The organism is Rhizobium sp. 05N430 (assembly GCF_056396985.1).
Window position 1 is genome coordinate 241,693 of record NZ_JBFTMO010000001.1, and the last position, 19,195, is coordinate 260,887.

Below are 19,195 nucleotides of genomic sequence, written 5' to 3' on the forward strand. Positions count from 1 at the left end.
GTTCAGTTCGTCCGGACGAGACAGCGCACCAGGCCTTCCAGCGAGACGCGGCCGGCGGGTGTGCCGCTCTCGCCGATGACGGTCGCCTGCGTGGCGTTGTTTTCCGTCATCATGCGCATGGCTTCCTCGACATTGTAGCTGCCGGGGATGCGTACCGACGAGTCGCCTGCGGGGTTGCTGAGCGGCTCCATCAGCGCGTCGATGCGGATGACCCGGCCGCGGTTCACTTCCTTGACGAAGGCCTTGATGTAGTCGTCGGCGGGGCTCAGCACGATATCGGCCGCCGTGCCCTGCTGGATGACCTCGCCGTCGCGCAGGATGGCGATCTTGTCGCCCAGACGCAGCGCCTCGTCGAGATCGTGGGTGATGAAGACGACGGTCTTCTTCAGTTCCCGCTGCAGCTCGAGAAGCACAGTCTGCATGTCGACGCGGATCAGTGGATCGAGGGCCGAATAGGCTTCGTCCATGAGGAGGATGTCTGCGTCGTTGGTCAATGCGCGGGCGAGGCCGACGCGCTGCTGCATGCCGCCGGACAGCTGGTTCGGGTAGTGATTGGAAAAGCCTTCCAAACCCACCCGCTTGATCCAGATATCAGCACGGGCCTCGCGCTCGGCCTTCGCCACACCCTGGATTTCCAGGCCGTAGACGGTGTTTTGCAGCACCGTGCGGTGCGGCAGGAGGCCGAATTTCTGGAACACCATCGCCGTCTTGTGGCGGCGGAATTCGCGAAGTTCTTCCTCGTTCATCTGGCAGACGTCGGTGCCGCCATAGAGCACTTCGCCCGATGTCGGGTCGATCAGCCGGTTGATGTGGCGGATCAGCGTCGACTTGCCGGAGCCCGAAAGCCCCATGATGACGGTAATGCTGCCGCCGGGGATATGGATATTGATGTCCTTCAGACCGAGAACGTGGCCGTGCTCCTTGTTGAGCTCGGTCTTCGACATCCCTTTGGTGACGGCTTCCACGAAGTCGCGGCCGCGCGGACCGAAGATCTTGTAGAGATTGCGGATTTCGATCGATTGACTAGCCATGCACGATTTCCCGGTGCTTCTGCAGGCGCAGACCATAGGCCTGGCTGATGCGGTCGAAGATGATGGCGATGCCGACGATGGCGAGACCGTTGAAGACGCCGAGGGTGAAATACTGGTTGGCGATCGCTTTCAGCACGGGCTGGCCGAGGCCCTGGACGCCGATCATCGAGGCGATGACGACCATGGCGAGCGCCATCATGATGGTCTGGTTGATGCCGGCCATGATGGTCGGCAGCGCGAGGGGAAGCTGGACGTTGCGCAGTTTCTGCCAGCTGGAGGAGCCGAAGGCGTCGGCGGCTTCGAGCACATCCTTGTCGACCATGCGGATGCCGAGATTGGTCAGGCGGATCATCGGGGGAAGGGCGTAGATGACGACCGCGATGACGCCGGGCACTCGGCCGATGCCGAGCAACATGACGACAGGGATCAGGTAGACGAAGCTCGGCATGGTCTGCATGACGTCGAGCACCGGATTGACGATGTTCTGCATGCGGTTCGACCGCGACATGCCGATGCCGATCGGAATGCCGATGACGATCGACAGAACCGTACAGACGAAGATCATCGATACCGTCTTCATCGTATCCTGCCACATGTCGAACCAGCCGATCAGAAGCAGGGTCACCACACAGCCGGCGACGATCTTCCAGCTGCGGCTGGCCACCCAGGCAATGGCGGCAACGGCAAGGATGACCACCGGCCACGGTGCGCCGGTGAGAAGCCTTTCGGCCCAGATCAGGAAACTTTGCAGCGGGCTGAAGAGCCCTTCGATGCTGTCGCCATAGGCGCGGGTGAAGCCGCGAAAGCCTTCATCCACGGCCCTTTTCAGGTCGCGCAGCATATCGTCGTTCATCGTTGGAAATTTCCAAAGCCAATCCATGTCGGTCCCCATGGCAAAAGCAGCGGCGGCCCATTCTTCTTACGGGCGTCGCTTGAAAACATCGGGCGGGCGGCGTCCTGGTGTCAAGACGCCGCCCGCTTGCGAAATATCGGGGATCAGAGAGAAGCCTTGATCTTCTCTGCGACTTCGGGGGAGACCCACTTGGTCCAGAGATCGCCGTTTTCCTTGAGGAAGTGCTTCGCACCGTCTTCACCGGTTGCCTGGTTGTCGCTCATCCAGGCGATCAGCTTGTTGACCGTGTCGTTGGTCCAGGCGCGCTTGTTGAGGTAGTCCATGGCAGGACCGGCGCGGTCGGCGAAGCTCTTGCTGACGAGGGTCTGGACGTCGTCGGACGGCCAGGCGTTCGGCTTGGGATCGGCGCAGTCGGCGATCGAGGTGCAGCGCTTCCATTCGGCCGCATCATAATCGACACCGAAGCCGAGCTTTACCATCTCATACTTGCCGAGCAGCGAAGTCGGCGCCCAGTAGTAGCCAACCCACGGCTGCTTGCCTTCATAGGCCTTGGCGATCGAGCCGTCGAGGCCGGCGGCCGAGCCGGTGTCGACGAGCGTGAAGTTTGCTTTGTCACCGCCATTCGCCTTGAAGAGCTGCGTCGTGACGACAGTGCCGCCCCAGCCCTGCGGGCCGTTGAAGACGGCGCCCTTGCTCTTGTCTTCAGGGGCCGGGAACAGTTCCGGATGCTTGAAGAGATCGGGAATGGTCTTGATGTCAGGATGGGCGTCGGCGACATACTTGGGGATCCACCAGCCCTGGATGGCGCCGTCGGAGAGAATCTTGGCGGCGGCGACGACCTTGCCGCCTTCGAGGCCGCGCTTGACGAGTTCCGGCTGCAGGCTGACCCAGGCTTCCGGCGCGATATCGGGCTCGCCCTTTTCAGCCATCGAGGTCAGCGTCGGCACCGTGTCGCCGGTGACGATTTCGGCGGTGCAGCCGTAACCTGTTTCGAGAATGACCTTGTCGAGATTTGCAGCAACTTCGGCAGACTGCCAGTTCATGCTTGCGATCGTGACATTGCCGCATTCAGCAGCGGATGCTGCGCCGCCCATAGCCAACAGGCCGGCAGCAAGGACGGTAGAAGCCAAAAGTGCTTTCATTTTTTTGTTCCCTCTGGTCGCGGTGCAACGTGAACCCGGGCGCTGGCAGCACCGCGTCTGCCAGCAAGCACATTGAGCCTGCACAGGGCGTGCAAGCGCCATTCCGATTGCGTCAGAATATGGCGCAATGGCGCTTTCTTTCAACGATTGCTTAAATGCTTTGTCGCGATCGAGACAATCGTCCCGAATCCCCAAATCGGTAGTGCACTTTCGCCGCAGTTGACATCGGGTTCATAGAGGCAGAACAGGGGCTTATAAAATTCCTATCAATGGCCCGTGGGTTCCGCCGGCCGGAAGTTTCCAAATGGACACAGTTCACGCTCCTCGGGACAGCGTTCTCAAGCACCCCGGCTATCTCAATTTCGCCGCCTCGCGCGTTTTCTCGTCGCTTTCGTTCCAGTGTGCCGCAATCGCGATGGGCTGGATGATTTACGACAAGACGCATAGCGCCTTTGCACTGGCGCTGGTCGGGCTTTGCCAGTTCCTGCCGATGGTGGTGCTGACCTTCGTCGTCGGCCATGTCGCAGACCGGTTCGACCGGCGGCGGATCGGGCTGATCTGCCAGCTGATCGAGGCAGTCACCGCCGCGGTCCTGGCGATCGCCACATGGCAGGACTGGCTGACGCCGGCGGGCATTCTCGTCGCGGTGACGATCATGGGGGCGACCGTCGCCTTCGAGCGGCCGACGATGGCGGCACTGCTGCCGAACATCGTGCCGTCCTCGATGCTGCAGCGGGCGGTCGCCACCTCGACCTCGATGATGCAGACGGCGCTGATCATCGGCCCGTCGCTCGGCGGTCTGCTCTATGGCGCGCATCCTGTGGCGCCGTTTGCGGTTTCGGCGGTGATGTTCACGGCCGCCAGCATCAACGTCATCTCGATCCGCATGAGCTGGACGCCCTCGAAGCGCGAACCGGTTACGCTGACCTCGGTGTTTGCCGGGGTGTCCTTCATCAAGAGCCGGCCGGTGATGCTGGGGACGATCTCGCTCGATCTTTTCGCGGTTCTGCTCGGCGGCGCCACGGCGCTGCTGCCGATGTTTGCCCGGGATATCCTGCATGCCGGTCCCTGGGGGCTTGGCCTTTTGCGCGCAGCACCCGCCATCGGCGCGCTTGCCATGTCGATCGTGATGGCGCGGCGTCCGCTGAGCAGCAATGTCGGCAAGAAGATGTTCGCTGCCGTGGCCGTCTTCGGCTTGGCGACGATCGTCTTTGCCGTCTCGACCAATATCGCGCTGTCGGTGGTGGCACTGCTGGTCGTCGGCGCGTCCGATACGGTCAGCGTCGTGGTGCGCAGTTCGCTGGTGCAGCTGCTGACGCCGGACGAGATGCGCGGCCGCGTCAACGCCGTCAACTCGCTGTTCATCGGCACCTCGAACCAGCTTGGCGAATTCGAATCCGGCATGCTGGCGGGCTTCATGGGGCCGGTCGCCGCAGGGATCATCGGCGGCGTCGGCACGATCGTGGTCGTGCTGCTCTGGACGCGGCTCTTCCCCGACCTTGCCAAGGTGAAGACGCTGCAGGGATAGATGGTCCGCGATTTTCTTTTTCCGGTCTGTCGGTTTGACGGGGCGTCATTCGTCCTATGTCCATCGACAGACGAAAAGGAGGAAGAGACATGGCTTATGTGGATGGTTTCATCGTTCCCGTGCCGAAGGACAAGCTCGAGGCCTACAAGGAGTTCTCCGCCTATGCCGGGGCGATCTGGAAGGAATTCGGGGCGCTGGAATATGTCGAATGCGTCGGCGACGACGTGCCCTATGGCGAGGTGACGTCCTTCCCGCGGGCGGTGCATCTCAAGGAAGACGAGATCGCCGTGTTTTCCTGGATCCTCTATCCGTCCCGCGAGGTGCGCGACGAGATCAACAAGAAGGTGATGGCCGATCCCAGGCTGGAAGGCGACAAGTGGCAGATGCCATTCGATGGCAAGCGGATGATCTATGGCGGCTTCAAGGAGCTGCTGCGCCTCTAGGCTAGGCGGTCATCGCAGGCATTGACTTCGGGCATGCGGCGCGACAGGTGATCCGGACGCAAGAACGGAGCCTTTCGCATGCCAGTCACGTCGATCACGGTCGCAACCCGCGGCCAGGGCCTCTATGAATTCACCGGCGAGGCCGAGGCCTTCGTGCGGGCGCAGGAGGCGGAAGAGGGGTTGCTGACCGTGTTCGTGCGGCACACCTCCTGCTCGCTGCTGATCCAGGAAAATGCCGATCCCGACGTGCGCACCGACCTGAAGGCCTTCTTCGCTCGCCTCGTGCCGCCGACATCGGATCCGTCGATGCGCTGGGTCGTCCACACGATGGAAGGGCCTGACGACATGCCAGCCCATATCAAGTCGGCACTGACACAGGTGTCGATCGGCATCCCCGTGATCAATGGCCGGCTGGGGCTTGGGACATGGCAGGGGATCTATCTTTTCGAACACCGCGACCGGCCCCATCATCGCGAAATCCTGTTTCATTTCAGTGGCTGAACCGAAACTGAATGCGCAATTCGAACACCATTCAGAATTAGCTCTCTATTGTCGAATCATCCCCGCAAGGGAGCTTCGACCGCCACATGAAACGAGGAAAACCCCATGACCACCTTTATTGCCAAGGCTTCCTTTGCAGCATTGCTTGCCATCGCTTCTATTCCGTTCGGCACCACGGCGGCTTCCGCAGCCGGTGCTGACCGCGCCGCTGTCGTCGATGTGCAGTATCGTCCGCCGATGCGTGGTTGCTCGCCGATGGAAGCCGTGCGCAAGGCGCGCTGGAGCGGCCTACGCGATGTGCGCATCACCGCCGTTACGCCGCGCCGCGTCGTCGTCACTGGCCGTGACCGCCGTGGCCTTGATAGAATGACCTTTGCGAACGTTCGCGGTTGCCCGCTGATCCGTCGCTAACAGTAGCAGGCGCCGGTCTCCCCGATGCGGCGCCACAGAACCGCCCTTTGCCAAAGTCTCCCCGGATCGCGGCAAGGGCGGTTTTTTATTGCCCAAAACGAAAAAAGCCTCGCACGGGCGAGGCTGAGTTCTAGGCCGCCTCGGGGAAAAGAAGAGGCGACGGGTAGTTATCTAGTACTCCGCGGTACGGCTGCAAAGGACACTTTTGTCTATTCCGGTACGCTTTTGCTTCATTGATTCTGATGCTGCTATCAAGAATGCTGATAGCCGCCGGAATTCAGGGCTTCACGCCCGGATGAACAGGGCTCCCACAAGCCCGAAAACCGCGATCGATTGCAGGATGAACATCGGCAGCTGGTCAGACATGGTTCCCTCCCGTGGGGCGATGCGGAGATGTTCTGGTTGTCGGGAGACCCGGGCTCCGCTTCGGCCGGGCCTCCTCGGTGATTTTTAGCGGCAGTGCCTGATCGTCTTGGTGACGGTGCGCTCGCCGTCATCGCGGGTGATGCTCTTGGTGACGCAGCGATCGCGATCCCGCTCGCGGTAGGCGCCGATTGCGACACCGCGGTTGCTGATCCTGATGTCCGGGCGGACTTCGCCGCGGTCTTCGGTATAGACGCGCTTCTTGACCACGACCGTCTCGGCCATGGCAGGAACGCTGAAACTCAATGCTGCCACTGAGCCATCGTAGCACAAATCATCTTTCGCATTATCGAATACCTCCGTTTAGCGATGGAGAGGGAACGGTGGATGCAGCCAGAGGTTCCGGCCGCATCTGCGCGGCGCCGTCACCTTGCGGAACAGGCTGTTACGGAAATTTATGGTGGGGAGGACGAACAATTTCGGCCTTCGCGATGTGACGGAGCTGCCCGAAGCGCTTGTCCGTTCCATGCCCTTGGTGATAGCGTCATATTTCGTTGAATATAACGCTTCGAGTTCACGATGCCGCCTCTGGCCGATTACAACCGACCGCAGAAGAGCTTCCCCAGCGAACTGACTCTCCTTTCGGGAGGCGATCGCTTGGCTGCCGTTCCGTAAAGATGCAGAGGCGGAAGACCTGGGAGATTTCTCCCACCTTCCATTGCTCGATCATCGGCACATGCCTGACGGCCGGCGAACTGCGGCAGGTCATCGCCAAGCTCGGCGATATCGATGCGAAGACGGCGAGCGATCATGCGCTGCACAGCCGCGGCGTCCGCGCTGCCGGGCAGCGCGATCTGGCCGGCAAGCTCTTGAACAAGGCGCTCGACCGGCGCCATGAAGCTGTTCTGAAGCGCTTCGCGCGGCTCGGCACCGCAGCGGAGCTTCGCACGCTCTGGAATACCTGCATGGAGGAGGGAGAAATTTCCGGCGCCTATTGGGCGGTGATCAGCCATCAAGCGGCCGATCACGGCTTGCTGCAGGATGTCTTCGGCGAGGTGCATATGCTGTCGCATCTCGTTGGCAGTTCCAGCCGCCTGGATATCGCCCGGCTACGCGCGCTGCAGACCGAGCTTGCCCTGAAGGACGAGAAGATTGCCCGGCAGGAAGCGCAGCTACGCCGGTCTTCTGAGGAACGTAGTGCCTTGCAGCGCCGGGTCGACGCGCTTGAGGAGGTCGTGCTTCGCGCCAAGGCCGTGAATGTGGCGGCGGAGCATGGTGATGGTGTCAATGCCGCGCTGATCGAGAAGCTGCAGGCGGCGCGTGAGCGGGCCGAGGCATTGGAGCGGCGGCTTGACGAGAGCGAAGCGCAGGCACTGGCGGCCGGCAAACGCGCGGCGGCGCTGGCCAGGGAAAATCTGGCGCTGCTGCATGAAAACACCGGTCTCGAGCGAGCGCTGCTCGATGACGGGGATGCAGACGCGCCGTCTGCTGCTGCGCAATCCGGCACCACGCTTCTCTATGTCGGCGGGCGGCGGAACCTTTTCGAGCGGCTGCGGCTGCTTGCCGGGCAGGCGGGCATCGAGCTGCTGTTTCACGACGGCGGCGTCGAAGAAAGCACATCGTTGCTTCCCGGGCTGATCGCACAGACGTCGGTGACGCTGTTTCCGGTCGATTGCGTCAGCCATACCGCCGCCGGGATCGTCAAGCGGCACTGCCGGGACAGCGGCAAGCCGTTCATGCCGCTGCGCTCGGCCAGCCTTGCGAGCTTCATCGCTGTCCTCGGCGACCTGACCGCAACCGGGCCGCAAGGCGGGAGAGTGCCGGCATGAGCAATCTCGGGCTCAGCCTGCCGCGAAGCATCTCGCTTCGCGAACAGGTGACGGATGCGCTCCGCAACTCGATCCTTTTCGGCACGTTGAAGCCCGGTCAGAAACTGATCGAGCGGCAGATCTGCGAAGAGATGGGCATCAGCCGCACCGTGTTGCGCGAGGCGCTACAGCATCTCGATGCCGAGGGGTTGCTGATCAATGCGCGGCGCGGGCGCTCGGTGATTGCGATCGAGATGCAGGAAGCGCGGGAGATAGAAGAGACGCGCGAGGCCCTGGAACGGCTGATCGGCGAGGGTTTTACCCGCAATGCCACGAAGGCGCAGGTCCTCGACCTTCACGCCATTCTCGCCGCTCTGGAAGTTGCCGCGGACGAGCGCGATGCGCTGATGAAGGAGAGTGAGTTCTTTTCGCTGTTGGCGGCTGGATGCGGAAACAAGGTCGCAGCCGGCTTCTTCCGGCAGCTGAATGGACGCGTCATCATGCTGAGGCGGCTGTCCAGCAAGACTGGTGGCAAGCGCGGCGAGCGGCTTGCCGAGCTGCGGGCGATCACCGAGGCGATCGATGCCGGTGATGCAATCCGGACAGGCGCGCTCTGCGCTGCGCGTGCCGCAGGCGGACGCGAGCGGGCGGGGCGCGGCAGGCAGGGCATTGCTGCCGTCTCCTAGCGGTAAAGTGGAACCTTTTGCCGCAGTTCTCCGTTTAACGCGTACAGGAGGACACCCATGACAAATGATTTCAACAGACCAAACCCTGATTTGCGTACCACGCCGCCCGTGGCCGATCGCCGTTCGCCCTGGACGATGTGGATCGGTATTGCGGCCGTCATTGTAATTATTGCATTGGCCGCATCCTACTGGCCGCGTTCTGGCCCGGCTCCGGCAACGGCGCCTGCAGGCGAAACCAGCACCACGACGACACCGGCGGCTCCTGCTGCTCCGGCCACTCCGCCGGCAGCAACGAGCGAACCGGCTGCTCCGGCAACGCCACCGGCCGCTGCTCCGGCTCCTGCCGCACCAGCGCCAGCGACTCCGGCACCCGCAGCACCGGCTCCGGCCGCACCTTCGGCGCAGTAAATATCAGCGAATAGTCAAAGGCCCGGCCTCAGCGCCGGGCTTTTCTTTGGGCGCTGTTCAGGTGCCTGCCAGCCGCTGGCACCAGAAAGGCAGGATGTGGTCCGCTGTGAGTGCCGCCATCGGGAGGTCTCCCGGTTGGTGCGGATCGATCCAACGGATCTCTTCGATCTCAGCGCGCGGCGCGATCGTTCCGGCGAGCTCGGCCAGCAGGAAGAGATCGGCGATGACGCGGTGATCCGGTTCGTTCGCTGCAAGCGCTTCGAACGTGCCGAGCGGTTCAAGTCGGTCTTCTTGCGTTTGCAGGCCGATCTCTTCATCGAGCTCACGCACCAGCGCGGAAATCGGCGTTTCCCCGGCATCGATCTTGCCGCCCGGCTGCATGAAAACCGCGCTTCCCCGTTTGCGCACCAGCAGCACGTCGCCATTCTCGCGGGCAATCAGCGCCGCTGCGATCCGTATCACCTTCACGACTAGCTTCCCCTCCATGATGCCACGAGCGATCCACCGGCTATCCGCACGGCTTTTGACATGAATGGTGCGGGCCGTCTAAGGTCTCGCCAAATCAAGGAGGACACCGGATGAAAATCAGCGCGCGCAACCGTCTGAAGGGCAAGGTTGTCGAAGTCACCAAGGGCGCAACGACGGCGCATGTCCGCATCGATATCGGCAATGGCGCCATCGTCACCGCGTCGATCACCAACGAGGCCGTCGACGAGCTCGGGCTGAAGCCAGGCGCCGAAGCCTATGCTGTGGTCAAGGCTTCGGACGTCATGGTCGCCGTCGACTGACATTCGTCCGGTCACGCCTTCTGGCAGTGGGTTGCGGTGCCGGTATCGCCGGTCTCGTAGTCGCCCTTCTGCGGAGGGGCGATCGGCTTGAACAGCGTCCGGTCGGGCTTGAGGTCGAGCAGCGGCGTGCCGTCGAGGCAATCCATGCCGCGCACGAAGATCATGCCGTCTTCGACCCGCTCCAGCTTGACGATCGAGGTACCGATCGGATTGGGGCGGACGGGGGAGCGCAATGAAAACGTGCCATGGACCTTGCCGTTGCTGGCCGGGCTCTGCAACACCAGATCGCGGCGCGAGCGGTCGAGCCAGTAGAGGACTTCCAGCCGCTCGAAGGCATCGACGCCTTTCAGCGCGGCGATCCATGGCTCGAAAATCTCGATGCGGCAGAGCGGCCCGTCGTGCCTGCCCTGGCGCGGAGTTTCCATCCGCGAGGTCCAGGGCGTGTGGACGCGGCCGATGAAGACCAGCCCGGCATCGCTTGCCTCTGGCGGCTCGATCGCCACTTCGTTTTCCCGTAATTCGTTTTCGCGGACCATGGTTCTTCCTTTCTAGGCGGGAAATTGATCGAGGCGCGGAGCGCAGATGCGGGCGCTGCCGTCGAGGGCGCCGACGACGACGTCGATATCGTAAAGCTCTTTCAGCGTCTCGGGTGTCAGCACGTCTGCGGGTGTTCCGAGCGCCGTCAGCGAACCGCCTTTCAAAAGCGCGACGCGATCGGCGGCGAGTAAGGCGTGATCCGGATTGTGGGTCGACAGGACGATCGAAAGGTTCTGGCGGGCGAGCCGGCGGATATGGGCGAGAAGGCGCATCTGGTTGCCGTAATCGAGGCTGGCGGAGGGTTCGTCCATGATCAGGATCTGCGGCTGTTGCGCCAGGGCGCGGGCGATCAGCACCAGCTGCCGCTCGCCGCCGCTGATCTCTGTATAGGGCTTGGCCGCAAGCTGCGCCATACCGACGCTCTCCAGCGCATCGTGGGCGATGATGCGATCCTGCCGCGAAGGCATGGCGAAGGGAGCGATGCGGGCGGCACGGCCCATCAGCACGACATCCAGCACAGCAAAGGGAAAGAGCGCGGCATGGGCTTGCGGCACATAGGCGATGCGGGCAGCGCGTTCCCGGCGAGACCAGCCCGAGAGCGCGCGGCCATCCAGCAGGATTTTACCCGCCTTGACCGGGAGCAATCCAAGCATGGTCTTGAAGAGCGTCGTCTTTCCGGCGCCGTTCGGGCCGAGCAGGGCGAGCACCTCGCCCGATCTCAGCGCGAGGTCGATGTTGCTGCCGATCGCCCTGTCGCCATAGCCGAAGGTCAGCGATTTCAGCTCGAAACTCATTGCCAGCCCCGCTTTCCCGATGTCAGCAGCCAGAGGAAGAAGGGGGCGCCGACCACGGCCGTCAGGATACCGAGCGGCACCTCGATGGTGGCGATGCTGCGGGCCAGCATGTCGACGATCAGCAGATAGGCGGCGCCGAGGATCATTGATGCGGGGAGGAGCCTGCGGAAGTCGGGCCCGGCAAGCATGCGGGCGATATGCGGGATGATCAGGCCGATCCAGCCGACGATACCGGTGACCGAGACGGTGGCGGCGGTGATCAGCGTGGCGCCGCAGACCAGCGCCAGCCGGGTTTTCTTGGTGTCGATGCCGAGTGTCTGCGCTTCCTCGTCGCCGAGCGTCATCACGTTCATCCGCCAGCGCAGGAGGATGAGCGGAACGAGGCCGATCAGCACGGCAGGCAGAATGGAGAGCACGTCGAAGCGGGTGACGGCGGTCATGCTGCCGAGCAGCCAATAGGTGATGGCGGGGAGCTGATCATAGGGGTCGGCGAGGATCTTGATCAGCGAGATGCCGGCACCCACCAGCGCCTGGATGGCGATGCCTGCCAGAACCAGCGTCAGCGCCGGATCGCGGTGGCGCACGGCCGCGCCGACCGCATAGACGGCGGCGACGGCGAGCAGGCCGCCGGCAAAGGCGAGCGCCTGGATGGCGAACACCTGCAGCGACAGAAAGATGCCGAGCACCGCGCCAAGACTGGCGCCGACGGAGACACCCAAAATATCGGGTGAGACAAGCGGATTGCGGAAGATGCCCTGGTAGGTGGCGCCGGCCGCTGCCAGCGCCGCGCCGACGACGATTGCGGCGGCAACGCGGGGCAGGCGGACGTTCCAGAGGACGGTTGCAAGCAGGGGATCACCGGCCTTGCCACCGGCTAGCGCCGTCAACGCCTCGATCAACGGCCGTGGCCCGCCGCCATATTTGCCGGTCATCATCGACAGCAAGGCGAGCAGCAGCAGACCGGCAAGTCCGGGCCAGAGCCATCGATTGCCGGGTGGCGCGGCTCCCTCGCTCTCATCCCGCGCGGCCATCATTGCGGCGAAACGCCGGAGCCCTTTAGCAGCGTTGCGAGCTGATCCTCGGTCAGGTCGACCTGATAGAAGAGCTTGAAGAAATCACCGACCTCGGCTTTCAGATCGCCGGTGAAGACTTTCGGGTAGAAGAGGCGCTCCAGCCAGGCGATGCCGATCAGCCGGTTGATGCCCGGCGGGGAATCGAACCAGCCGAAGGGCAGGCTGGGTGTGACGAAGACGCGGCCGCTCTTGACGGCATCGAGGCCGGCCCAGAGGGGGTCGGTCTTGACGCTGGCCGCGAATTTTCCGGAGGCGGCGAGAATGGTGTCCGGCTTCCAGGAGAGGATCTGTTCGAGCGAAACCTGCGTCAGTCCGCCCTTGCCGGCAGCCGCCGCGACATTGGCCGCGCCGGCAGCTTCAAGGATCTCCAGATTGATCGAGCCAGCCAGGCCAGTTTCCAGACCTTCGGGGCCACGGCCGTAATAGACGCGCGGCCGGTCGCTCTGTGGAATGGCGGCCAGCCTGGCGTTCAGTCCGCCGATTGCCGTCGATGCGTAGTTGGCAAGTTTGGCGGCGCGTTCGGTGACGCCCAGGATCTCGCCGGTCTGGCGTAGCGTTTCGGCGCTTCGGGCAAAGCTGCCATCGATGAGTACATAGGGGATGCCGGTCTGGGCCTGCACCTTGTCGGCGAGCGACGCATAGGTGGGATTGACGGTGCCGACATCGATGATGATATCGGGCTTGGCGGCCAGCACGGCCTCCATATTGGCGGTTCCGCCCTTGCCGGTCAGCTGGCCGAAAACAGGCAGATCCCGGACCGATGGCAGCAGGAAGGCCTTTTCGGCATCACCCGGCTGGCGCACCCAGCCCGTCAGCTTATCCGGCGCCAGGACGTAGATCAGGACCGATGCCGGAGGACCGGCGGCCAGCACGCGGCTGACCTTGTCCGGGATCTCGACCTTGCGGCCGGCCGCATCGGTGATGACGCGGGCCTCGGCGCCTGCGGCGAGAAGACTGAAGGCAGCGACGAGAAGGGCGGTGAAAAGCTTCATGGCAAGGGCTGGCTCGTTGGATCGGAGCCGCACTATGGCATAGCGTTATATCTGTTGGAATATCTCCGCGATGCCTGACCTTTGCTTCCTTGCCCTTGAAGCCGGGTGGTGGGCGGGACTATATCTGCGGCAACGAAAAGGCGGGTTTCCCATGTTCCAGGCAGCGACGATCGACACCACCAGCAAGGCGGAATTCTACCGCGAGCTTGCGCAGCAGCTCGAGGCGCTGCTGTCGGGAGAGAGCGACATGATCGCCAATGCCGCCAACACATCAGCGCTGATGTACCAGATGATGCCGGAGCTGAACTGGGCAGGCTTCTATCTTCTGAAGCAGGAAGACGAGCTGGTGCTTGGTCCCTTCCAGGGCAAGCCTGCCTGCGTGCGCATCCCGGTTGGCAAAGGTGTCTGCGGCGCAGCCGTCGAGCGCAAGGCTTCAGTGGTCGTCGAGGACGTGCATGCGTTTCCGGGGCATATCGCCTGCGATGCCGCGTCGCGCTCGGAGCTGGTGGTGCCTGTGATCCATGAGGGACGCGTGCTTGGCGTCATCGATCTCGACAGCCCGGTGCCATCGCGCTTCGATTCCGAAGATCAGGCCGGAATCGAAAAGCTCGCGGAAATTTTCATCGCCGCGAGCTTCTGATTGTCACATCCGCCGCTGGCGGCTGAGAGAGGAGCCGGTACCCGGTCTGGCGCCGTCAGGCGCACGAAGGCCGCGGTGCTTGCTGGTAAACACCCATTCCACATTGCCCGGCTCAAAGGGGCGGCGCGGGTTGCGCAGCGCCAACTGGCGCTCGGCCAGACGCCGGGGGAGGCTGTCCATCATGTCGTTGATGAAGGCATCCGGGGATTCACGCCAGCGCGGCGCGACAGCCACGTCGATGCCGCCATAGCGCGAGAAGTCCGGGTGCTTCGAGGAGTAGCAGGCGCCGATCATCCACGCGTGCTGCGATTTCAAGAAACGTTCTTTCAGGGTCATTCCGTCGTCTTTTTCGGCCGAAGCCTTTTATTGATCTGCATTATGTGTCCGGCGCATCGTCGACGACATCAGCCTGCGGGCGGTCACCACCGCTCACACGCTCTGTTGCCCACGTGCCATCCGCACGCTGAAAGGTAATCTCCGCATCCTGACCGCCAAGCTGTTGCCGCTCTGCGGCTTGCTTTGCCGCGGCCAATGCGAGTTCGTGAGTTGGAAAGGCTTCTGACCAGACATCGCCCAAGCGGTAAGCCCAAGCCTCGTCATGTTCGCCGACGTGGTAGGTAATCGACATCGGTTTTTCCTTCAAGCGTTTAATGTTGATTTTTTCGGGGCAGCTGCCATGCACAGGGATCAACGCTTGGCGGTGCTGCCGGTTCCTGAGGACGAGGCATGCGTGGGGCTGGATAAGCGGTGAGGGCCGTCTTGCACGGTGATGGAACGCTTCGTAGGCTGAGAGCGTTGAAAGATTCGCATCAACATATTTCGACAGGACATTTATGCGCGCTCAATCGAAGCCGTTCATCGTAGAAGTCAAATCGTCCCGCCGCGTCGATCGCAGCAAGGAAAAGTCGATCTGGGGTAACATCGATCTGTCGGCGATTGCCGGCGAGGTCACCAATAACGGCCATGTTCCGGCCGAAGATGCTGACGCCACCGCTGATCGCGTCAGCGCTCAATAGTTTTTCTCTGTCTATCTCCGCCACGTAGCAGGCTATTTCTTGTCCGACGGCTTCTTGCCGGTATGGCCGGGTGCTATCGGATCGCTGGCCGGGAAGGTTTCTTCCAGGGCTTCTTCCAGATAGTCGTCCTGTTCCTTGTCGGTCTTCTGCTCTTTGCCGGATTTCTTCTTGTCGCTCATGCCGAACTCCCGGTTTCCAATGCGGGTGAAATAGCGCGTCTCGTTTTACTGCCAAGCAGGGGAGGCCGGCATTCGGCGGCCTCCCTTGTCTTCAGGTCAGTGGTCGCGGCGATAGCCTGGCGCCATCTGGTCGAAATGATAGGCGCGCACCCGCGGCGAGCTGTGATCGGGATCGCGGCTGCCGACCGGGCTTTCCTCCGGCATGGCCTGCTCTGACGTGGAAAGATCGTCGGCAGCGCGGCCGCTATTGGCGCTGCCGGCAAAGCCGCTGTTGCGGGCCTCCCAACCGTCGCTGCGCCACATGTCTGCACGTTCGTCCATGTCGATGCTGCCTTCGTCATCGAGAATGTCGTGGGCGGTGTCATAAAGCGCATCGCCGACACTGACCGAGATCAGGAAGCCGCCGCGACGCAGGCCCTCGGCATAGGTTTCGCGATCGTCAACCGGGAAGAACCAGTCTTCGAGCGCTGCCCAGAAGCCCGAGCGTTCGCCGGCTCTGGCGGCGGCTTCCGGGTCCGCTTCGTAGCCAGGCATAAAGCGGATGCTTTCATCGGCGACGCCTGCATCCTTCAGCCGCGCGACGGCGCGGTCTGCATCGGCACGGCTGTCGAAAAAGGCCGTCAGCGTGTTATAGGCGGAACCCAGCGTGCCAGCCGGGGCATTGTCATTGTAGAGATTTGCCATTGCCGTTTTCCTCCGGTTACCCGGTCCCGCGCGCCATGCGTGGCATCCGGGTGTTCCTTTCCGGCTAACGGTGCGGGTTCGGCTTTGTTCCCGGCTGCCATCTTCTGCACAAAGATGAATGCTAGATGAACGGAATGCGCCGTTGTGCGTTTCACCATCACAGGAGGAACACGACGATGTTCAGCTCATTCATTCAATCAAGCCGGCTTGTCGGCGCCACGCTCGCCGGAGCGGCCGAGAGTGTCTCTTCTGCAATCGCTTATGGCGTTGGTATGGAAGATGCCCATATCGAAGTCGTTGAAGAGGCCGGCACGATTTTTCTCGAAGGGACGGCACCAAGCACGTCGGTGATCGAAAAAGCCGGCGAAATCGCCCGATCGATCGTCGGCGCGCATGTCTGCAACCTCGTCAGAACGCTCTGAGGTTCAATGCACCGGGGACGCCGCGGGAATGCTTCCCGTGGTCACCGGGTCGCCGAGGTTGCGCCCGAAGGGGTTGAGTACGACCAGCCCCGCCATGATGATGGCCAAAACGGATATGCGGAACACCGGCGACTTTAGCAACATCTGACTATTCCCCGTTCAAGCAAAAACACATGCGGAAGCGTAAAGTTCCCGCTCAGCGCGAACCTCCGGCGATTTTCCGGTGTGCCATGGCGCGACACCATAGAGGCGATCGGCAAACGAAGCGTAAACCACACATGCCAGCCGGTGAAAACCAAATGCGCGCCTGCGCCGTTAACCATGCAGGAGGTGTTCACGATGGACAAGAACTATTGGGAAAATCCGGTCGCTCTTCGCCTTCCGCATCTCGGCCTTCGCACGGTCGAGAATACCTATGACGCGGCGGCCTATCTGATGGAGGAGTGGCCAGTCGATCACGGCGAGGCCTATGACCGGGCAATCAGAATGTGCCTGCTGTCGATTCGTGGAAAGAAGCAGCCCGCCACCGCGCGGCGCGCATTCATCGATGCGGCAAACGAGGCACATATCCACATAAACGTAGCGGCCTAAGCCTTCCGGTGATTGTGCGGCGCAAAAATAACCGAGTGCATTGCGAAAAACCTGCGCGGCAGAGTCGGTAATACGCCAAAAGAATCAGTGGCGAAATAACACACCTTTTTGACGGATATGTCATGTCCCCAAATTTTCCGATACCGCTCGACGGCGTAATTCGCTAATATAGCAGATAGTTTGGTACGACCCTCGACTTCGGTGAATGCACGTAAACGTGCATTGAAATGGTTGACCGTCAGGTGTCCTATCAATTCACGAAACATATTGATTCCCAATGGGATGCAAGATCACGTGTGACGTGATCGGGCACTCCGGAGGCTGTGGCACAACCCGCAATGGAGGCCCCATGCTGAATGAATCGTTGTTCGATGCGTTTGCGAGGAGTTACGAAGCGCGACGCGAAACGGATATGTCGATCGCCGACTATCTGACCCTCTGCAAGAAAGATCCGATGGCCTATGCCAACGCCACCGAGCGGCTGCTCGCGGCGATCGGCGAACCTGAGATGGTCGACAGTTCGAAGGATGCCCGCCTCGGGCGGATCTTCATGAACCGCACCATCCGAACCTATCCTGCCTTCACTGGTTTCTACGGCATGGAAGAGACGATCGAGCGGATCGTGTCCTTCTTCCGACATGCCGCCCAAGGTCTCGAAGAACGCAAGCAGATCCTCTATCTGCTCGGCCCGGTCGGCGGCGGCAAGTCGTCGCTCGCAGAGCGGCTGAAGCAGCTGATGGAAGTGCATCCGATCTATGTGCTGAAAGCCGGCGACGATGTCAGCCCGGTCTTCGAAAGCCCGCTCAACCTCTTCGATCCCGCGATCATGGGGCCGATGCTGCTGGAGCAGTACAACATCCCGACGCGGCGGCTGACCGGGCTGATGAGCCCGTGGTGCCTGAAGCGCCTCGATGAATTCGGCGGCGATATCTCCAAGTTCCGGGTGGTCCGGATGCAGCCGTCGCGGCTTCGCCAGATCGGCATCGCCAAGACGGAGCCGGGCGACGAGAACAACCAGGACATCTCCTCGCTGGTCGGCAAGGTCGATATCCGCAAGCTCGAGCACTATTCGCAGAACGACCCCGATGCCTACGCCTATTCCGGCGGCCTCAACCGGGCCAACCAGGGCATTCTCGAATTCGTCGAGATGTTCAAGGCGCCGATCAAGATGCTGCATCCGCTGCTGACGGCGACTCAGGAGGGCAACTATATCGGCACCGAGAATATCGGCGCGGTTCCGTTCTCCGGCGTCATTCTTGCCCATTCCAACGAAGCGGAATGGCAGACCTTCAAGGCGAACAAGAACAATGAGGCCTTCATCGACCGCATTTGCGTCATCAAGGTTCCCTATTGTTTGCGGGTGACCGAAGAAGAGAAGATCTACGACAAGCTCATCGAGGGATCCGAATTGGCTGATGCGCCCTGCGCACCCGGCACGCTCGAAATGCTGGCCCGCTTCTCGGTCCTGTCGCGGCTGCGCAAGCATGAAAACTCGACCTACTTCTCGAAGATGCGGGCCTATGACGGCGAGAGCCTGAAGGAGACCGATCCGCGGGCCAGAAGCGTCCAGGAATACAAGGATGCGGCCGGTGTCGATGAGGGCATGGATGGGGTCTCGACCCGCTTCGCCTTCAAGATCCTCGCCTCGACCTTCAACCATCATACGAGCGAGGTCGGCGCCGATCCCGTGCATCTGATGTATGTGCTGGAACAGGCGATCCGCAGGGAGCAGTTCGCTGACGATACCGAGAAACGCTATATGGAGTTCATCAAGGCCGATCTTGCGCCGCGCTATGCGGAGTTCATCGGCAACGAGATCCAGAAAGCCTATCTAGAATCCTATTCCGACTACGGACAGAACCTTTTCGACCGATACGTCGATTATGCCGATGCCTGGATAGAGGATGTCGATTTCAAGGATCCCGACACCGGCCAGCTGCTCGACCGCGAGCTCCTGAACCAGGAGCTGACAAAGATCGAAAAGCCTGCCGGCATCGCCAATCCGAAGGACTTCCGCAACGAGATCGTCAAGTTCTGCTTGCGGTCGCGGGCGAACAACACAGGCAAGAACCCATCCTGGACGAGCTATGAGAAAATCCGGGAAGTGATCGAGAAACGCATGTTCTCGCAAGTCGAGGATCTGCTGCCGGTCATCTCCTTCGGCTCGAAGAAGGATAGCGATAGCGAGAAGAAGCATAGCGAATTCGTGTCCCGGATGACGGAGCGCGGATATACCGAGCGGCAGGTGCGCCGCCTGGTGGAGTGGTACATGCGCGTCAAACAGGCGGGTTAATGTAAAACTGGA

The 19,195-nt window shown here is 61.9% G+C and carries 27 protein-coding genes; 13 read left to right on the forward strand and 14 right to left on the reverse strand.

Going from position 1 to position 19,195, the window contains the following annotated elements; genetic code table 11:
- Positions 1-2: 2 nt before the first annotated feature.
- From AC1DJO_RS01200 to AC1DJO_RS01210, 3 genes are all read right to left on the reverse strand, one after another.
- Entirely contained in the window at positions 3-1,031 is a 1,029-nt protein-coding gene (locus tag AC1DJO_RS01200) for a quaternary amine ABC transporter ATP-binding protein (protein ID WP_112515808.1), read from the reverse strand.
- Positions 1,024-1,911, reverse strand: a complete 888-nt coding sequence (locus AC1DJO_RS01205) for an ABC transporter permease (protein ID WP_112387442.1) — start codon at positions 1,909-1,911, stop codon at positions 1,024-1,026. Before AC1DJO_RS01205 ends, AC1DJO_RS01200 begins: the two co-directional genes overlap by 8 nt.
- A gap of 116 nt (positions 1,912-2,027) precedes the next feature.
- The gene (locus AC1DJO_RS01210) at positions 2,028-3,026 is read right to left on the reverse strand and encodes an ABC transporter substrate-binding protein (protein WP_112386903.1); all 999 of its coding nucleotides are present in this window, start codon (positions 3,024-3,026) and stop codon (positions 2,028-2,030) included.
- A 304-nt stretch (positions 3,027-3,330) separates the two neighbouring features.
- Between AC1DJO_RS01210 and AC1DJO_RS01215 the strand changes: the two genes are divergently transcribed.
- The 4 genes from AC1DJO_RS01215 (at position 3,331) to AC1DJO_RS01230 (ending at position 5,909) form a co-directional block, all read left to right on the forward strand.
- Positions 3,331-4,554 carry an MFS transporter gene (locus AC1DJO_RS01215; protein WP_477968552.1) on the forward strand — a complete coding sequence of 408 codons (1,224 nt, stop codon included), beginning with the start codon at positions 3,331-3,333 and terminating at the stop codon, positions 4,552-4,554.
- An 89-nt stretch (positions 4,555-4,643) separates the two neighbouring features.
- The gene (locus tag AC1DJO_RS01220; protein WP_112386905.1) at positions 4,644-4,997 is read left to right on the forward strand and encodes a DUF1428 domain-containing protein; all 354 of its coding nucleotides are present in this window, start codon (positions 4,644-4,646) and stop codon (positions 4,995-4,997) included.
- 78 nt (positions 4,998-5,075) lie between these two features.
- Complete coding sequence (locus AC1DJO_RS01225) at positions 5,076-5,498, forward strand: secondary thiamine-phosphate synthase enzyme YjbQ (protein ID WP_477968554.1); 423 nt, start codon at positions 5,076-5,078, stop codon at positions 5,496-5,498.
- Positions 5,499-5,603: 105 nt separating this feature from the next.
- A complete protein-coding gene (locus AC1DJO_RS01230; protein ID WP_112386907.1) occupies positions 5,604-5,909 on the forward strand; it encodes a hypothetical protein in 306 nt (101 codons plus the stop codon).
- Between the two features lie 450 nt (positions 5,910-6,359).
- Here AC1DJO_RS01230 and AC1DJO_RS01235 read toward each other — a convergent pair whose 3' ends face one another.
- Positions 6,360-6,587, reverse strand: a complete 228-nt coding sequence (locus tag AC1DJO_RS01235; protein ID WP_477968556.1) for a hypothetical protein — start codon at positions 6,585-6,587, stop codon at positions 6,360-6,362.
- Between the two features lie 362 nt (positions 6,588-6,949).
- On the opposite strand from AC1DJO_RS01235, the gene AC1DJO_RS01240 reads away from it, so the two are divergent.
- From AC1DJO_RS01240 to AC1DJO_RS01250, 3 genes are read left to right on the forward strand one after another with little or no spacing between them, the layout of a single operon-like run.
- Complete coding sequence (locus AC1DJO_RS01240; protein ID WP_477968558.1) at positions 6,950-8,101, forward strand: DUF2325 domain-containing protein; 1,152 nt, start codon at positions 6,950-6,952, stop codon at positions 8,099-8,101.
- Positions 8,098-8,766, forward strand: coding sequence for a GntR family transcriptional regulator (locus AC1DJO_RS01245; RefSeq protein WP_477968560.1), 669 nt, complete (start codon positions 8,098-8,100; stop codon positions 8,764-8,766). Before AC1DJO_RS01240 ends, AC1DJO_RS01245 begins: the two co-directional genes overlap by 4 nt.
- Positions 8,767-8,823: 57 nt before the next feature.
- On the forward strand, positions 8,824-9,174 hold the full coding sequence (locus AC1DJO_RS01250; protein ID WP_112386912.1) for a hypothetical protein: 351 nt from the start codon (positions 8,824-8,826) through the stop codon (positions 9,172-9,174).
- 57 nt (positions 9,175-9,231) lie between these two features.
- Here the strand turns inward: AC1DJO_RS01250 and AC1DJO_RS01255 are convergent, their stop codons facing one another.
- Positions 9,232-9,642: an NUDIX hydrolase gene (locus tag AC1DJO_RS01255; RefSeq protein ID WP_477968561.1), complete on the reverse strand. Its 411-nt coding sequence runs from the start codon at positions 9,640-9,642 to the stop codon at positions 9,232-9,234.
- A 110-nt stretch (positions 9,643-9,752) separates the two neighbouring features.
- On the opposite strand from AC1DJO_RS01255, the gene AC1DJO_RS01260 reads away from it, so the two are divergent.
- A complete protein-coding gene (locus AC1DJO_RS01260) occupies positions 9,753-9,962 on the forward strand; it encodes a TOBE domain-containing protein (RefSeq protein WP_112386914.1) in 210 nt (69 codons plus the stop codon).
- Positions 9,963-9,973: 11 nt separating this feature from the next.
- Here AC1DJO_RS01260 and tsaA read toward each other — a convergent pair whose 3' ends face one another.
- Genes tsaA through AC1DJO_RS01280 form a run of 4 tightly spaced genes read right to left on the reverse strand, consistent with a single transcriptional unit; the run spans position 9,974 to position 13,358 of the window.
- Positions 9,974-10,498 (reverse strand): tRNA (N6-threonylcarbamoyladenosine(37)-N6)-methyltransferase TrmO, encoded by a 525-nt coding sequence (tsaA, locus tag AC1DJO_RS01265; RefSeq protein ID WP_477968562.1) that lies wholly within the window; start codon positions 10,496-10,498, stop codon positions 9,974-9,976.
- A 12-nt stretch (positions 10,499-10,510) separates the two neighbouring features.
- Entirely contained in the window at positions 10,511-11,293 is a 783-nt protein-coding gene (locus tag AC1DJO_RS01270; RefSeq protein ID WP_477968563.1) for an ABC transporter ATP-binding protein, read from the reverse strand.
- Positions 11,290-12,324 (reverse strand): FecCD family ABC transporter permease, encoded by a 1,035-nt coding sequence (locus AC1DJO_RS01275; RefSeq protein WP_477969209.1) that lies wholly within the window; start codon positions 12,322-12,324, stop codon positions 11,290-11,292. Before AC1DJO_RS01275 ends, AC1DJO_RS01270 begins: the two co-directional genes overlap by 4 nt.
- The gene (locus tag AC1DJO_RS01280; RefSeq protein ID WP_477968565.1) at positions 12,324-13,358 is read right to left on the reverse strand and encodes an iron ABC transporter substrate-binding protein; all 1,035 of its coding nucleotides are present in this window, start codon (positions 13,356-13,358) and stop codon (positions 12,324-12,326) included. The genes AC1DJO_RS01275 and AC1DJO_RS01280 overlap by 1 nt, the downstream gene beginning before the upstream one ends.
- Before the next feature lie 151 nt (positions 13,359-13,509).
- On the opposite strand from AC1DJO_RS01280, the gene AC1DJO_RS01285 reads away from it, so the two are divergent.
- The gene (locus AC1DJO_RS01285) at positions 13,510-13,998 is read left to right on the forward strand and encodes a GAF domain-containing protein (RefSeq protein ID WP_477940203.1); all 489 of its coding nucleotides are present in this window, start codon (positions 13,510-13,512) and stop codon (positions 13,996-13,998) included.
- Positions 13,999-14,001: 3 nt separating this feature from the next.
- Here the strand turns inward: AC1DJO_RS01285 and AC1DJO_RS01290 are convergent, their stop codons facing one another.
- Both AC1DJO_RS01290 and AC1DJO_RS01295 read right to left on the reverse strand, forming a co-directional pair.
- The gene (locus tag AC1DJO_RS01290) at positions 14,002-14,334 is read right to left on the reverse strand and encodes a hypothetical protein (protein ID WP_112386919.1); all 333 of its coding nucleotides are present in this window, start codon (positions 14,332-14,334) and stop codon (positions 14,002-14,004) included.
- Positions 14,335-14,374: 40 nt separating this feature from the next.
- Complete coding sequence (locus tag AC1DJO_RS01295) at positions 14,375-14,626, reverse strand: DUF2188 domain-containing protein (protein WP_112386920.1); 252 nt, start codon at positions 14,624-14,626, stop codon at positions 14,375-14,377.
- 205 nt (positions 14,627-14,831) lie between these two features.
- Between AC1DJO_RS01295 and AC1DJO_RS01300 the strand changes: the two genes are divergently transcribed.
- The gene (locus tag AC1DJO_RS01300) at positions 14,832-15,014 is read left to right on the forward strand and encodes a hypothetical protein (RefSeq protein WP_310294529.1); all 183 of its coding nucleotides are present in this window, start codon (positions 14,832-14,834) and stop codon (positions 15,012-15,014) included.
- A 32-nt stretch (positions 15,015-15,046) separates the two neighbouring features.
- Here AC1DJO_RS01300 and AC1DJO_RS01305 read toward each other — a convergent pair whose 3' ends face one another.
- Together AC1DJO_RS01305 and AC1DJO_RS01310 are read right to left on the reverse strand one after the other, a co-directional pair.
- On the reverse strand, positions 15,047-15,193 hold the full coding sequence (locus tag AC1DJO_RS01305) for a hypothetical protein (protein ID WP_477940201.1): 147 nt from the start codon (positions 15,191-15,193) through the stop codon (positions 15,047-15,049).
- Positions 15,194-15,289: 96 nt separating this feature from the next.
- Entirely contained in the window at positions 15,290-15,877 is a 588-nt protein-coding gene (locus tag AC1DJO_RS01310) for a hypothetical protein (RefSeq protein ID WP_477940200.1), read from the reverse strand.
- Between the two features lie 125 nt (positions 15,878-16,002).
- Between AC1DJO_RS01310 and AC1DJO_RS01315 the strand changes: the two genes are divergently transcribed.
- The gene (locus AC1DJO_RS01315; RefSeq protein WP_112386924.1) at positions 16,003-16,299 is read left to right on the forward strand and encodes a BON domain-containing protein; all 297 of its coding nucleotides are present in this window, start codon (positions 16,003-16,005) and stop codon (positions 16,297-16,299) included.
- A gap of 3 nt (positions 16,300-16,302) precedes the next feature.
- Here AC1DJO_RS01315 and AC1DJO_RS01320 read toward each other — a convergent pair whose 3' ends face one another.
- Entirely contained in the window at positions 16,303-16,443 is a 141-nt protein-coding gene (locus AC1DJO_RS01320) for a hypothetical protein (RefSeq protein WP_162698677.1), read from the reverse strand.
- A 195-nt stretch (positions 16,444-16,638) separates the two neighbouring features.
- Between AC1DJO_RS01320 and AC1DJO_RS01325 the strand changes: the two genes are divergently transcribed.
- Both AC1DJO_RS01325 and AC1DJO_RS01330 read left to right on the forward strand, forming a co-directional pair.
- On the forward strand, positions 16,639-16,890 hold the full coding sequence (locus AC1DJO_RS01325; protein WP_162702681.1) for a DUF982 domain-containing protein: 252 nt from the start codon (positions 16,639-16,641) through the stop codon (positions 16,888-16,890).
- A 349-nt stretch (positions 16,891-17,239) separates the two neighbouring features.
- Positions 17,240-19,183: a PrkA family serine protein kinase gene (locus AC1DJO_RS01330; protein WP_477940198.1), complete on the forward strand. Its 1,944-nt coding sequence runs from the start codon at positions 17,240-17,242 to the stop codon at positions 19,181-19,183.
- The last annotated feature ends 12 nt before the right edge of the window (positions 19,184-19,195 follow it).